Source organism: Trueperella abortisuis, from assembly GCF_030811095.1.
Classification (GTDB): Bacteria; Actinomycetota; Actinomycetes; order Actinomycetales; family Actinomycetaceae; genus Trueperella; species Trueperella abortisuis.
In genome coordinates this window covers 1,515,199-1,529,047 of sequence record NZ_JAUSQL010000001.1, presented here as the reverse complement: position 1 = coordinate 1,529,047, position 13,849 = coordinate 1,515,199, and the positions used below count along the sequence as shown (strand labels likewise).

Annotated in this window: 10 protein-coding genes; 5 read left to right on the top strand and 5 right to left on the bottom strand. The window is 64.6% G+C overall.

What is annotated here, in order from left to right:
• Positions 1 to 10 precede the first annotated feature (10 nt).
• From cydC to J2S45_RS06875, 4 genes are all read right to left on the bottom strand, one after another.
• Positions 11 to 1,756, bottom strand: coding sequence for a thiol reductant ABC exporter subunit CydC (cydC, locus tag J2S45_RS06890; protein WP_307634941.1), 1,746 nt, complete (start codon positions 1,754 to 1,756; stop codon positions 11 to 13).
• Positions 1,753 to 3,618: a thiol reductant ABC exporter subunit CydD gene (gene cydD, locus J2S45_RS06885; protein ID WP_307634940.1), complete on the bottom strand. Its 1,866-nt coding sequence runs from the start codon at positions 3,616 to 3,618 to the stop codon at positions 1,753 to 1,755. The genes cydC and cydD overlap by 4 nt, the downstream gene beginning before the upstream one ends.
• A gap of 173 nt (positions 3,619 to 3,791) precedes the next feature.
• Positions 3,792 to 4,925, bottom strand: a complete 1,134-nt coding sequence (cydB, locus tag J2S45_RS06880; RefSeq protein ID WP_296932843.1) for a cytochrome d ubiquinol oxidase subunit II — start codon at positions 4,923 to 4,925, stop codon at positions 3,792 to 3,794.
• Positions 4,926 to 4,934: 9 nt separating this feature from the next.
• A complete protein-coding gene (locus J2S45_RS06875) occupies positions 4,935 to 6,446 on the bottom strand; it encodes a cytochrome ubiquinol oxidase subunit I (protein ID WP_296932845.1) in 1,512 nt (503 codons plus the stop codon).
• A gap of 426 nt (positions 6,447 to 6,872) precedes the next feature.
• On the opposite strand from J2S45_RS06875, the gene J2S45_RS06870 reads away from it, so the two are divergent.
• The 5 genes from J2S45_RS06870 (at position 6,873) to J2S45_RS06850 (ending at position 13,232) form a co-directional block, all read left to right on the top strand.
• Positions 6,873 to 9,293, top strand: coding sequence for an Rne/Rng family ribonuclease (locus tag J2S45_RS06870; RefSeq protein WP_307634939.1), 2,421 nt, complete (start codon positions 6,873 to 6,875; stop codon positions 9,291 to 9,293).
• 159 nt (positions 9,294 to 9,452) lie between these two features.
• Positions 9,453 to 9,758 (top strand): 50S ribosomal protein L21, encoded by a 306-nt coding sequence (rplU, locus tag J2S45_RS06865; protein ID WP_062613747.1) that lies wholly within the window; start codon positions 9,453 to 9,455, stop codon positions 9,756 to 9,758.
• A 44-nt stretch (positions 9,759 to 9,802) separates the two neighbouring features.
• On the top strand, positions 9,803 to 10,057 hold the full coding sequence (gene rpmA / locus J2S45_RS06860; RefSeq protein WP_270975272.1) for a 50S ribosomal protein L27: 255 nt from the start codon (positions 9,803 to 9,805) through the stop codon (positions 10,055 to 10,057).
• 82 nt (positions 10,058 to 10,139) lie between these two features.
• The gene (gene obgE, locus J2S45_RS06855) at positions 10,140 to 11,654 is read left to right on the top strand and encodes a GTPase ObgE (RefSeq protein ID WP_307634938.1); all 1,515 of its coding nucleotides are present in this window, start codon (positions 10,140 to 10,142) and stop codon (positions 11,652 to 11,654) included.
• Between the two features lie 642 nt (positions 11,655 to 12,296).
• On the top strand, positions 12,297 to 13,232 hold the full coding sequence (locus tag J2S45_RS06850) for a hypothetical protein (RefSeq protein WP_296932853.1): 936 nt from the start codon (positions 12,297 to 12,299) through the stop codon (positions 13,230 to 13,232).
• Between the two features lie 173 nt (positions 13,233 to 13,405).
• Here the strand turns inward: J2S45_RS06850 and trxA are convergent, their stop codons facing one another.
• The gene (gene trxA, locus J2S45_RS06845) at positions 13,406 to 13,771 is read right to left on the bottom strand and encodes a thioredoxin (protein ID WP_296932855.1); all 366 of its coding nucleotides are present in this window, start codon (positions 13,769 to 13,771) and stop codon (positions 13,406 to 13,408) included.
• Between the last annotated feature and the right edge of the window lie 78 nt (positions 13,772 to 13,849).

Below are 13,849 nucleotides of genomic sequence, written 5' to 3'. Positions count from 1 at the left end.
CTCTACCGGCCTATTCTTGGGCAAGTGACCAGGAGTAGGTGGGCATCTGCGCAGCGAGCTCGGCGTGCGTGCCGCGCGCGAGCACGCCGACCCCGCCGGCGACGTGCCCGAGCATGATCACCTCGTCCACGGCGTCGAGCGGGGTGAGGCGGTGGGTGACGAGGATGACGCCGCGGTCGTCGTTGCCCACGGAGAGCAGGTCACGAATGAGCTCGTCGGCGGTGACCGGGTCGAGGTGTTCGCCGGGCTCGTCGAGGAGCATGTATGTGGCTGAGCCGGCCAGTGCGCGGGCGAGTAGGAGGCGGCGGCGCTCGCCGCCGGAGATCGAGGTGGCGTTCGAGCCGAGCACGGTGTCCACGCCGTCTGGGAGCTGGGCAAGCCAGTTAGCCAGGCCCGCCTGGGCGAGCAGATCCTCGGCTTGCGCGGGGGTGACGCTCGCGCGGGCGACGCGCAGGTTTTCGAGCACCGAGGTTTCGAAGATGTGGGCATCCTCGGCGGTGAGGGAGAGCTGTGCGGAGATCGTCTTGCGGTCGATGCGCCAGGCATCGCGTCCTCCGAGGCGGACCTCGCCCTCGCGCGGGGCGAGCATGCCGGCGAGCGTGTACAGGAGCGTGGATTTGCCGATGCCGGAGGGGCCGACGATCGCGATCGTCTTGCCCGGGCTGAGGTCGAGGTCGATGGGCCCTCCGATGGTGGGGCCGCCGGGCCAGCCGATGCGCAGGCCGCGGGCGACGAGCCCCGAACCGTCGTCGGGGCGCTCGTCGGGTTCTGGTTTGGTGTGGGACTCGGCCGCCTCCAATAGGTCGACGATCCTCTTCGCCGCCGACGCCGATCGCACCAGCTGGGTAGCGGCGTCTCCGAGGCGTGTGGTGGCCTCGAAGGCGGAAAGCGGCACAAGCGTGCAGACCACAAGCTCGATGCCGGTCAGGTCCCCGGCCGCCATTTGGCGGGTGCCGATGAGGAGCGCGGCGACGACAGCCATGCCCATCGCGAGCGTGTCGAGCGCGTGCGATAGCGCCGCCGGGCGCGCCGAGCTGTCCCGGCGGGAGGCGATGCGCTCCTCGGTTCGCGCAAGCTGGTCCTCCATGCTGCCCATGCGGCCTGAGACTCGCAGGTCGGAGGCCGATTCGAGCATGGTGAGGGCCTGAGCGTTGAGCTCGGCCCGGTGGAGGATTTGGGCCTCCTGGTCCGCGCGGACGCCGCGGGCGGCGATGGCGGGCGCGAGGACGCCGGAGATCAATAGGCAGGCTGCGAGCGTGAGCGCAATGAGCGGGGAGAGGAAGCCGACGATGGCAAGGGAGAGCACGGAGACGACGATCGCGACGGCAGCCGGTAGCATCGACTTGACGACGACGTTGCCGATCTCGTCCACGTCCGCTCCCGTGCGGGCCAGCAGGTCGCCACGCTTGACTGAGGTCACGACGTCGGTGGTTGAGCTCGCCATCGTCGAGTAGACGCGCGAGCGAAGGTTTGCCATGCCGTAGAGGGCCACCCAGTGGGAGGCGATGCGTTCAAGATAGCGGAAGATCGCCTTGCCGACGCCGAACATGCGCACCGCCGTCGACGCTACCGACAGGTCGAGCACCGGGGGAAGCTCCGCGGCGCGGGCGATGAGCCAGGCCGAGGTGGCTCCGAGGGAAACGCCCGAGCCGATGGCGCCCGAGCCCGCCGCGACGGACCAGGCGAAAGTCTTCTTGTTGTAGTCGAGCATGCCGATTGCGCGGCGTAGCGCCCGGCGTTCGTCCTTCGCGATCATCGCTGGCCTCCTTCGGTGGCTTGTGAGCGTGGGGCGGTAGCGGTTTCGCCGCCCGCTGCTGCCTCCTCCACGCCGGCTGCCTCCCCGCCGGCTGCCTCTACATCCGTAACGTGGTCGGAGACCGCCTCGTCTCGCCACTGGCGAGGCAGGGCGTAGTCGGCGCGCTGGGCCTGGATGTAGGCGGCGTATTCGGTCGATTCACGCAGGGCGAGTGACTCGAGCTGCTCGGCGCTGATGTCTCGGGTGGAGGCGGCGACGTCGATGACGTGATCGGCCAGCTCAGTGATGGCGTGGCGGTGGGCGATGACGATGACGGTGTGCCCGGCGGCCTTGAGCGAGGTGACGACGTTGGCGACGTACTCCTCGCTGATGGCGTCGAGGTGGGCGGAGGGCTCGTCTAGGATGACAATCTTTCGGGAGGAGGTCAGGGCGCGGGTGAGAGCGAGGCGCTGACGCTGGCCGACCGACAGGCCGGTGCCGCCGTGCCCGAGTACGGTCTGCCAGCCGTCGGGAAGTGACGCGAGAACGTCGTCGAAGCCGGTGAGCGCCGCCGCCTCCGGTGCGATCCCGCCGACGTTCTCGGCAACCGTGCCGGGGACGATGACGGGGCGTTGGGGAACCCAGGAGATGTGCTCCCACCAGGCCTCGCGGTCGATCTGAGCAAGTGGGGTACCGCCCACGGTGACGCTGCCGGAGTCGGGATCGAGCAGGCCGAGGAGGACGTTCACCGTCGTCGTCTTGCCCGAGCCAGAGGGCCCTCGGAGCACGGTGATGTGGCCGGGTGCGATGGTGCAGCTTAGGTTCGCGGGTGCGACGGTGGAGCGTCCGGGCGCGAAGACGGAGACGTCCTCGAAGCGGATCTCGGCGGTGTTGAGGTCGGGGACGGGCGCGGTGCCCGGGTGCTCGGCAAGGGGCAGGTCGAGGATCGCGAAGGCGCCTTCGGCGGCCGTGACCCCGTTGACGGAGGCGTGGAACTGGGTGCCGACCTCGCGCAGCGGTTTGAGGATCTCCGGGGTGAGCATGATGGCGATGAGACCGATTTGGAGCGGCACTGAGCCGTTGACCATGCGCAGACCGATGTTGACGGCCACCAGCGCGGTGGTGAGCGTGGTGAGGAACTCGAGGGCGGCGCCGGAGAGGAAGGCCACGTAGAGTGTCTGCATCGTTTTCTCGGCGAAGCGGTTGCCCAGGGACTGCACGCGCTTTTCTGGGCCGTGTTCGCGGCCCAGGCCCTTGATGGTGGCCAGGCCGGCGAGGAGGTCAAGCAGTTGGGCGGAGAGGTCCTGCATCGCGGCCAGGCGTTCGTTGGAGTAGCGGGAGGTCATCTTGCCGATGAGGATCATGAAGATGGGCACCAGCGGGTTGCAGAAGATGACGAAGAGGGCGGAGATCCAATCGAAATAGAACAGGAGCACGATGAGTGCCGGCATTGCCGTGACCGAGAGGAAGAGCTGGGGGAGGAACTGGACGAAGTAGGCCTCCAGGTCGTCCAGCCCGCGGGTGACGAGGGTGACCGTGTCCGTCGTGTTCCGGCTCAGCCAGCGATCGCCGAGCGCGGCCGCCTTTCGTAGCACCTTGCCGCGCAGGTCCGCAATGACCTTGACGGCCGAGCGGTGGCCGTACGCATCGCGCACGTAGGCCAGCGCGAAGCGTGCCGCGATGACGATGCCGAGCCAGGCCACCCGTGGCAGAACATCGGCGGGGGCGGCCTGCCCGTAGAAGATAGGGGAGACGGCGTAGGCGATGAGGACGATTTGAGCCGCGATGAGGGCTGCGTCGAGGACGCCGAGGGCCACGAGGAACGCGACATATTTCTTCGTATGGCCGGCGTGGGTGAGCAGGCGTGGGTCGAGTGGTTTCACGGCACCTCCATATTTCAGATTAAGTCTAGATTCTGATCTGGAGGAATGCGAAAGCGGGAATGCCGAAGCGGGCGGGGCGCGGCATGAAACGCGCGCGAAAGCGGGGCGGGTGGCTGGGATATAAAGTGAGGGGGCGTGCGATCATCGCACGCCCCCTCACCGGCACCGAATCGTTAGGCGTTGGCGAAAGCCCGCACCTTCTTCGGGTCAAGCCCCGCCGGTTCGTCGGAGATGTTCTCCACCGTGAGGCGGCCGGCGAAGGCCTTGTAGGACCAGGCGGTGTAGGCCAGCACGATCGGGACGAAGACGATCGCCGCGATGAGCATCACCGACTGCGTCGGCGAGGTCGCCGACGCCTGGATCAGCGTCAGGTCGTAGGCCGGGTCAACCGAGGACTTCAGCGCGTTGGCGCCGAAGGTCGAGAAGACCCACACCACTGCGAAGGCCAGGCCCGCGAAGGAGAAGATGAAGGACTGGACGTCCTTGCCCTTCTGGATCACGAGCGTGGAGGCGATAAGGGCAACCGCGGCGAGCGCCAGCGGGATGAAGCCCCAGGCCTGGCCGCGGTAGGCGAACTGGCCCCACACCGCCCAGATGGCCGTCAGGCCCGTGGAGGCAAGCGAGAGCTTCTTGGCCAGTGCGATGGCACGCTCGGAAAAGTCGCCCTTGGTCTTGATCGCCAGCCACAGCGCGCCGTGCGTGAGGAAGAGCAGAAGGAAGACCACGCCGCCCACGATCGTGTAGGGGGTGAACAGGGAGACGAAACCGCCCGTGAGGAAGTGCCGGTCGCCAGCGGCGAGCGCAGCGTCGATATTCGCGGGGTCGGCTGGGATGAACTGCCCGCCGAGCTCAGAGTAGTGGCCCACCTGGATCTTGGTGCCCTGAATGAGGTTGGCGAACGCCACGCCCCAGATCAGGGTGACCACCCAGGCAACCCCAAAGTGGAGGTTGTCCCACAGGTTGCGCCAGCTATCGGTGTTGATCTTGCCGCGCCACTCGATGGCCGAGATGCGGATGATCAGGCAGATGAGGATGGCGACGAGGGCCAGGTACATGCCCGAGAACATCGTGGCGTACCACTCGGGGAAGGCGGCGAAGGTGGCGCCGCCGGCGGTGAGGAGGAAGACCTCGTTGCCGTCCCAGTGGGGGCCGATCGTGTTGAGCGCGAGGCGGCGCTCCTTCTCGTTGCGGGGCAGGATCTTCAGGAGCATGCCCGTGCCGAAGCCGAAGCCTTCGAGCGTGAGGTAGCCGATCCAGAGAACCGCGAGGAGTGCGAACCAGATAATCTGCAGTGCTGAAAGTTCCACGGTTCCTCCTTAGTAAGCGAAGCTGAGCTTCGTGTCCTCGGTGACGCCCTTGATGTGGGCCTGCTCGAGGAGAAGCTTGTCCGCCGGGTTGATGCCCTCGCGAACGTAGCGGATGATGAGCTTGTACCACACCACGCCAAGCACGGCGTAGAGCAGCGTGAAGATGATGAGCGAGGCCAGAACCTCGCCGGACAGGACGGTCTGAGACACGCCGTCCTGTGTCAATAGCTGTACCATCTGCGACGGCGAGAGGTTACCCTCGCGCGGGAAGTTGGGGTAGACAACCCACGGTTGACGGCCGATCTCGGCCAGGAGCCAGCCGAATGTCGACGCGAGGAAGGGCAGCGGGATCGTCCACACGAACAGCTTCGCCAGACCCGGGCTGGTGATCAGCTTGTCCTTACGCAGGAGGTAAAGGCCGAGCAACGCCAGGCCCAGGGAGACGAAGCCGAGGACCATCATGACGCGGAAGGAGTAGAAGGAGACGAACTCGTTCGGGATGTAGTTCACGTCCGTGCCGTAGATGTCGCCGAAGGCTTCGGTGAAGGTCTGCTGGATGTCTCCCGAGCCGACTAGCGTGGACTCCGGCCCGGAGAAGTGGTTGGTCACCATGAAAGACTCCAGGCCCGGAATGAACGGCAGGGAGACGATCGAGTCCTCGTTCGCCTCGGTGCCGAGCATGAGGAGCGCGAGATCGTGCTGTTCGCCCGTCTCGTAGATGCCCATCGCCGAGATCATCTTGGTGGGCTGGACCTCGTAGATGTGCTGGCCCATGAAGTGGCCCGATCCGATCGCGAGGATGCCGGCGAGCGCGAGGGTCTTGAGACCGAACTGGGCGGCCGGCTTCCAGAACTCTCGCGCCTCGACCTCGTTGTTGGTGCGCAGTGCTCGCACGATCCACCAGATCGACACGCCTGAGATCATCGCGCCGGCCACCATGAGGGAGGCCGAGATCGTGTGAAGAAGCGTGTAGAGCGTGGTCGGGGAGAAGACCACCTCGAGGAAGCCCGACATGCCGTCGAGCTCCGCGCGGCCCGTGGTCGGGTTGAAGACGGCGCCGGTCGGGTTCTGCATGAAGGAGTTCGCCGCGAGGATGAAGAACGCGGAGATGTTCGTGCCAAGGGCCACCATCCAGATGGAGACCGTGTGGGCCTTGGGGGAGATGCGGCCGCGGCCGAAGATCCACACGCCGAGGAAGACGGACTCCATGAAGAAGGCCAGCAGTGCCTCGAACGCGAGCGGCGCGCCGAAGATGTCACCCACGTAGCGCGAGTACTCCGACCAGGTCATTCCGAACTGGAACTCCTGGACGATGCCTGTTGCAACGCCGAGGGCGAAGTTGATAATGAGGAGCTTGCCGAAGAATTCCGACATGCGCAGGTACTTGGTGTCCCCGCTTCGCAGCCATCTGGTCTGCATGATTGCCACGAGTGGCGAGAGCCCGATCGTGAGCGGTACCAGGATGAAGTGGTACACGGTCGTGATCGCGAACTGCCACCGTGAAAGGTCTAAGACATCCACAGAAGTCGCCTTTCTTGTGTGGGGCTGTGCTAGCCCTGTGTGTTAGATGCCGTGGGCAAGCATCACTACGTGCCCACCTGTGTGATAAAAGTTTAACGCACACCTGGGACCAAATGCGTCGCAAACTCGGAATGGTTCCAAAGTGCTACATGTAACAATTTGTACTGCCTGCGGCCGATCGGCGCTCGGATAGGACTTTAGTCCCGGCTGCGTGGCCCGAGAAGCTCGCCGGGTCACACCTCAAGCGCGCGAGGGACAAATGTGCAACAATAGGTGCGGATCGGGTGTGTATCCACCCGAAGAGCTTGCCCCGTGCGCCGCAGGTGCGTGCAGCCGGGCAGGTTCGTGAGTAAAGCTTCCGCGGCTCTCGCCGCGACCTGACACCAGTGAGGCGTGGATACACACAGCCTCCGCTAGGGGATATTTATGGCAGACGATGCCGAAGGGCGCGCACACGTTGCGCCCATGACCACTCTTCTCTTCCAGGAGCCCGACATGACGCGGGCCGTGCGCACTCGCCGTCAGCGCCGCAACGACGACGCCGACGCTCCGACTCCCGACTCCACCGAGGATGAGACCACCAAGTCCAAGAGCCGACGCGGCCGGCGCGGGGGACGAAAGTCCACCGAGGAGCAGGCGCAGTCCAGCTCTGCCGCGCGCTCCGATGATAGTGCCTCGGAAGACACCGGCGAGGAAGCGCCCCCGAAGCGGTCTCGGCGTCAGGCGAAATCCGAGGCCAAGACGGGCGAATCCAAGGGCGGCCAGAAGGCGTCCAAGGAGTCCAAAGCCGCCAAGAATTCGAAGGATTCCGCGGCCGCAGAGCCGGAGGAATCCGCGTCTTCGCAGGATCAGACCGACAAGGCCCACGACGACGAGTCGGACTCGTCGACCACCGTGCGGCGGCGTCGTCGCCGGCGTAGCTCCGAGGAGGCCGACGACGGGGTGACCGCACCCAAGGGCTCCACCCGCCTGGAGGCGAAGAAGCGCCGCAGGAAGGAAGGTCGGCGCGCCGGGCGTCGTCGTACAACGATCTCCGAGTCCGAATATCTCGCGCGTCGCGAGGCCGTGGATCGCACGATGCTCGTGCGCGAACAGGATGGCCTCAACCAGATCGCCGTCCTCGAGGACGGGGTACTGGTCGAACACTACGTGGCCCGCCACACGCAGACCTCGATGGTTGGCAACGTCTACCTCGGCCGCGTGCAGAACGTGCTTCCCTCCATGGAGGCCGCGTTCGTCGACATCGGGAAGGGCCGCAACGCTGTGCTGTACGCCGGCGAGGTCAACTGGGACGCGGTGGGCATGAACGGCAAGCCGCGCAAAATCGAGGACGCGCTCAAGAGCGGCGACACGGTCCTCGTCCAGGTCACCAAGGACCCGATCGGCCACAAGGGGGCCCGCCTCACCGGTCAGGTTACACTTGCCGGGCGCCACCTTGTGCTCGTGCCGGACGGCTCGATGACGGGCATCTCTCGAAAGCTTCCGGAGAAGGAGCGCGCGCGCCTGAAGGAAATCCTCAAGCGCGTGGTGCCCTCCGAGCACGGCGTCATCGTCCGAACGGCCGCCGAAGGTGCCACCGAGGACCAGATCCGAAGCGACGTTGACCGGCTGGTCAAAGCCTGGGCCGACATCCAGGCCAAATCGAAGTCCACGAAGAACGCCCCCTCCATGCTCAAGAGCGAGCCGGAGCTGGCCGTACGCGTCGTGCGCGACATCTTCAACGAGGACTTTAAGGAGTTGAAAGTCTCGGGTGACGAGGCGTGGCAGACCATCCACGACTACGTCGAGGAGCTTTCGCCGGAGCTGATGGACCGCCTCGAACACTGGACGAGCGAGAAGGACATCTTCGCGGCCTCTCGCGTGGACGAGCAGCTTGCCAAGGCCTTCGACCAGAAGGTCTTCCTACCCTCGGGCGGCTCGCTCATCATTGACCGCACCGAAGCCATGACAGTGATCGACGTCAACACCGGCAAGTTCACCGGCGCCGGCGGTTCGCTGGAGGAGACAGTCACCCGCAACAACCTCGAGGCCGCTGAGGAAATCGTGCGCCAGCTGCGGTTGCGCGACATCGGCGGCATCATTGTCATCGACTTCATCGACATGGTCCTGGAGGAGAATCGCGACCTCGTGCTTCGCCGCCTGGTGGAGTGCCTGGGCCGCGATCGCACCCGCCACCAGGTGGCCGAGGTGACCTCGCTCGGGCTGGTGCAGATGACCCGCAAGCGGGTGGGCCAGGGCCTTGTCGAGGCCTTCTCCACCACCTGCGAGTGCTGCGACGGGCGCGGGTACATCACCCACGAGCATCCCGTCGAGCGCGGTGAGACGGAGGCGCAGAATCCGCGCGTCAATCCGCGTCGCCAGCAGGCAAGTCCGGCGGTGGCTGAGGAAGATCCCAAGCACGAGGAGGTCCGCGCGGCCCTCGCCAACATCGCCGCCGCTGCCTCTTCCAAGCACGAGTCCGACGACGACGCCGAACCGTCGGGGCAGACGGAGGAGAAGCCGAAGGGCTCGCGCTCGCGTGGCTCCGGCCGGCGCCGGACAGGTGGAGCGCGTTCGACGGCCACGGACAAGGCCGAGGAGGCCGAGACGCCGGCCGAGAATCCGGAGGAGGAATCGGCTGACAAGTCCGGGTCCGCCGCTGAGAAGGCGACCGGTAAGACCGACAAGGCTACGCGGAAGCGCGGGGCGTCGTCGGCCAAGCAGGAACGCCCAGAGAAAACGGGCGAGCAGGCGGAGCCGACAAAGCCGCGTCGCCGTCGTCGTGTCTCGTCGTCGGGGACGATCACCCCTAGCTCGAACGCTTCGGCAATCATGACCTTCCCGGCGAAGGACGAGTCTGAGAAGTGAGGCGTTGGGCGCGACACGCCGCGAGAGTGTGGTGATCGTCGCGCCCAACGGACTTGTTCGTAGCGAGTCTTCTCAGTAAACTTGTAACTCGGCGCATTGAGCGCACTCAATTTTTCAAGAGCACGGAGACGTGCACCAATCGACAGAGATGAGCTGAACGTGGTTTACGCGATTGTTAAGACAGGCGGCCGCCAGGAAAAGGTGTCCGTCGGGTCCATCGTGGTTACGAACAGGATTGACGGCGAAGCTGGCGACAAGGTCGAGCTTGAGCCGATCATGCTCGTCGACGGTGACAAGATCACTACTGCTGCCGATGGCATTTCCGCCAAGGTTACCGCCGAGATCGTTCGTGACGAGAAGGGTCCGAAGATTTCGATCGTCAAGTACAAGAACAAGACGGGCTACCGCAAGCGTCAGGGGCATCGCCAGCCGCTTACCCGTCTCAAGGTTCTTGAGATCGCCTAATTCGGCATCAAGTACGAGCTTTTTTCAGGAAAGAAGGACTACAGATGGCACATAAGAAGGGCGCCAGTTCCTCGCACAATGGTCGCGACTCCAATGCGCAGCGACTCGGTATCAAGCGTTTCGGTGGTCAGTCCGTCAATGCTGGCGAGATCCTCGTTCGTCAGCGTGGCACCAAGTACCACCCGGGTGCCAATGTTGGCCGCGGCAAGGACGACACCCTGTTCGCCCTCGAGTCGGGCGTGGTGGAGTTCGGCGTCAAGCGCAACCGCAAGACGGTTAGCGTGTTGGCGCAGGCGTAAGCCTTTTTAATAATTGGGGTGGAGGGCCTAGCCTTCCACCCCTTTTTGCAGCTCTACTGGCAGTTTTTCGGAGGCGGGAATCATGGCAAGCTTCGTGGACCGAGTGACCCTGCATGTTTCGGCAGGCAAGGGCGGCAACGGCGCGACGTCGGTGCGTCGGGAAAAGTTCAAGCCGCTTGGCGGGCCCGACGGCGCGAACGGCGGCCACGGCGGCGACGTGATCCTGCGCGTCTCCTCCCAGGAATCGACGTTGCTCTCGCTCCACCATTCGCCTCACCTCAAGGCCGAGAACGGCAAACCGGGCGAGGGCGACATGCGCCACGGTCGTCGTGGCGAAGACCTGGTGGTGGAGGTCCCGTCGGGAACGGTGGTCAAGGACGTCGACGGCAACATTCTGGCCGATCTCGTGGGGGAAGGTGAGGAGTTCGTGGCCGCACTTGGGGGGTATGGCGGACTTGGCAATGCGGCCCTGGCATCCCCGAAACGCAAGGCGCCCGGCTTTGCTCTGCTGGGGGAGGACGGGGAGGAGCGGATCCTCGTACTGGAGCTGAAGTCTGTGGCCGACGTCGCCCTGGTCGGCTTCCCGTCGGCCGGCAAGTCCTCGCTCATCGCGGCCATGTCCGCGGCTCGGCCGAAGATCGCCGATTACCCTTTCACTACCCTGGTTCCGAACCTCGGCGTGGTTCAGGCGGGCGATGTTCGCTTCACCATGGCAGACGTGCCGGGCCTTATCCCCGGCGCTTCCGAGGGCAGGGGGCTTGGGCATGAGTTCCTTCGGCACATTGAACGGTGCGCTGTCATTGCCCACGTCATCGACTGTGCGGCTCTTGAGTCCGAGCGCGACCCGCTTCGTGACCTCGACGTGATCGAGGCCGAGCTCGCCGCCTACGCCGATCAGATTCCTCCGATGGAGGACCGCGTGCCGCTCATGGAGCGCCCGCGCGTGGTGGTGCTTAACAAACTCGACATGCCAGACGCTGCCGACATGGCCGAGCTGGTGCGCGATGGCCTGAAGGCTCGGGGCCTGCGTGTCTTTGAGGTCTCGGCGCTCACCCGACGTGGCCTGCGTGAGCTTGGCTTCGCGCTGGCTGAGATCGTGGAGGAGATCCGAGCGACCGACATCGTGCCGCAGGCGCGTCCGATCATTCGCCCGGTGGCTCAGGACGACGCCGGCTTCACCATCACGGCGCATACCAAGGGCGGGCGGCCCTTCTATCAGATTCGTGGGCGTAAACCCGAGCGCTGGGTTAACCAGACCGACTTTTCCAACGACGAGGCCGTGGGTTACCTGGCTGACCGGCTCAATCTGCTCGGCGTGGAGAAGGAGCTCATGCGGATGGGTGCGAAGGAGGGCGACACGGTGGTGATCGGTCCGGAGGACGGCGGGGTCATCTTTGACTGGGAGCCTACGGTTTCGACGGGTGCCGAGTTGCTTTCTCCGCGTGGCACCGATGCCCGGCTTGACCAGAACACCCGTGCCACGCGTCGTGAGCGCAAAGCCGCCTTCCACGAGCGGATGGACGCCAAGGAAGAGGCTCGCCAGGAGCTGTGGATGGATCGTGAAAGCGGCCTGTGGACGGATCCCGGCGAGCGCTAAACGATCGCGCCGTGTGGCCGCCGTCGATTTTCGCGAGGAACGCCCCGGTTTCCACGGCCTTCGATCGGCGGCGCCTGTGAGCCTGGGTGAATTAATATGCGCCCTGTGGGAGTGCGCCAATGAGAAAAGTTGCGTATTCTCGTCGGCTTCGTGGACATTTTTCCGCGACGTATTTGGGAGAAAGGTCCCGAGAGCGGTCCCTTGCGACCCGGGTGAGACGGCCAAGACGTGCCTAACGTCATAATTTCGCGTGGTGGGCGCGAGTTTTCTTTGATATCTCGCGGTTTTCGGCCGTCCAAATAGTGAGATAATGCGGCTCAAAGGGTGTTCTTCGCGGTTTTTGGCCGTCATTTAATTGACCGCGCGTAACCTGAGGGGTAGTTTCATGAGTAACCAAATGAATACTCATTCAACACAAGGTGGTGAATATTCATTCACGGTTGTCAAAGTGGCTTCGGCTCGATATGTGCGCCGCGTACATGAAAGGAATGACGATGATCGCTCGAGACATTATTACCATCCATTCCCACGTAGCTATTGCGCGCCATCTTATGTTCACGTTCGCCTGGCGAATGCACTGATACATACCCCAGAAATATTTGTAGCTGACCGCAAAAAGCGGTCCATTTAAGGAACATAAGAATGACAGTCGAAATCTCTGTACCCAGCCAGCTTACCCAAACGCCCAGACCCGTCGACGTCGACGCTCCCGTCTGCGACACCCTTGCGACCACATGGATCGGCATCGATCTGTCCCTCCTCGGGGCGAGCGTGCCGGTCGGCTTCGAGACGTGCGTCGACTATCTGAACTTCCCTCGGCTCGCCGCCTCAGTCCGCGCAGCACACGCCGGCGGGATCGATTTCGTCACGCTCGACTCGCGCTTCCTCACCAGCACCGACGTCGACGCCCGCGACTGCACGCACGACGCCGTCCGGACGGCCGCCAAACTCGCCGAGGTGTCGACTGCGGGGATTTTCGCGGGGGTGGAGGCCACTCCAGCCCAGATCCGGGAAGCCACTGAGATCCTTGCCAGACAGGGCGAGGGGTGGGCGGGTATCACGATCCCGCTTCACACCGATTCTGACTTCGCCGGTATTCAGCAGGCAGCTGACAGAGCCCGACGGGCGGGTCTGAGGATCACCGTGATCATCACCGACCCGGCAGTCTCCGCCGAGCGTGCCGCCATCGTGGCGGGCATCGCCGACATCGTGCGCCTGCGCGTGCGCGACTCGTATGCCGCGCGAAACGCCCGGTTCGCCATCAAGGCGGCGGGTGAGGAGCTTGGCAAGAATATCCTGGTCTTCCTGGAGCTCGGTGTGGTCATCTCCCGATCCGTCGCGGCGGCGGAGGAGCGGGCGCTACTCATCGAGGACATGAACGATTCGGACCTGTTCCCCGGCATTGCCTCCGTGCTCGGCACGGTCTACAACGTGGCCGATGCGATCGAGTCCTACGTGGGGCTGGGCGCGGCCGATGGCGTCATCCTCGTCCCGGCGTCACTTCCCACTGACCTTGCCTCTGTTCTTAAGGGCGTGCTACCGCTCATTGAGGCGCGTGCCAAGCTCGAACAGGACTAGCCGAGAGAGAGCAGACCCGGCCCCGGTACTCGGGGATGGGAGTCGAATAGTTGGTGCCCCCCACCGGGAAGTCTCACACAGGCATATCACAGGGGAGGCGAAGCGGTTGCTTCGCCTCCCCTGATTCCTAGCGACCTTAGTGCGGTGGCCCTGGGGCCTCTCAGCCGCGGCGCCTAGTTCTGGGCCTCATGCTGGGCGGCCTGGCGGCGCACCTCGTCCATGTCCAGCGCCTTGGCTTGGGTGATGAGGTCCTCGAGCGCGGCCGGCGGCAGGGCGCCTGCGCTTTCGTAAATGCGGATGCCATCACGGTAGATCATGAGGGTCGGGATGGACATGATCTGGAACTTTTGCGCCAGCTCTCCCTCTGCCTCGGTGTCGATCTTGCCGAACGTGACGTCGGGGTGCTGTTCGGAGGCGGCCTCGAAGGTAGGCGCAAACTGCCTGCACGGACCACACCATTCCGCCCAGAAGTCGAGGAGGGCGATGCCCTCCCGCACGGTATCGTTAAAGTTCTCAGCAGTCACGGTGACGGTTGCCATCGATTTCCTTTCGTTAGGTGCGCACACAGGCACACCGTTCTCACTGTCAGCGGCTCAAACGCTTTCGTTCCAGATTTA

Excerpts from the sequence above, each read along its gene's own strand:
- cydC (WP_307634941.1), bottom strand. The coding sequence starts at position 1,756 with ATGATCGCGAAGGACGAACGCCGGGCGCTACGCCGCGCAATCGGCATG.
- J2S45_RS06870 (WP_307634939.1), top strand. The coding sequence starts at position 6,873 with ATGGCAGACGATGCCGAAGGGCGCGCACACGTTGCGCCCATGACCACT.
- rpmA (WP_270975272.1), top strand. The coding sequence starts at position 9,803 with ATGGCACATAAGAAGGGCGCCAGTTCCTCGCACAATGGTCGCGACTCC.
- obgE (WP_307634938.1), top strand. The coding sequence starts at position 10,140 with ATGGCAAGCTTCGTGGACCGAGTGACCCTGCATGTTTCGGCAGGCAAG.
- J2S45_RS06850 (WP_296932853.1), top strand. The coding sequence starts at position 12,297 with ATGACAGTCGAAATCTCTGTACCCAGCCAGCTTACCCAAACGCCCAGA.
- trxA (WP_296932855.1), bottom strand. The coding sequence starts at position 13,771 with ATGGCAACCGTCACCGTGACTGCTGAGAACTTTAACGATACCGTGCGG.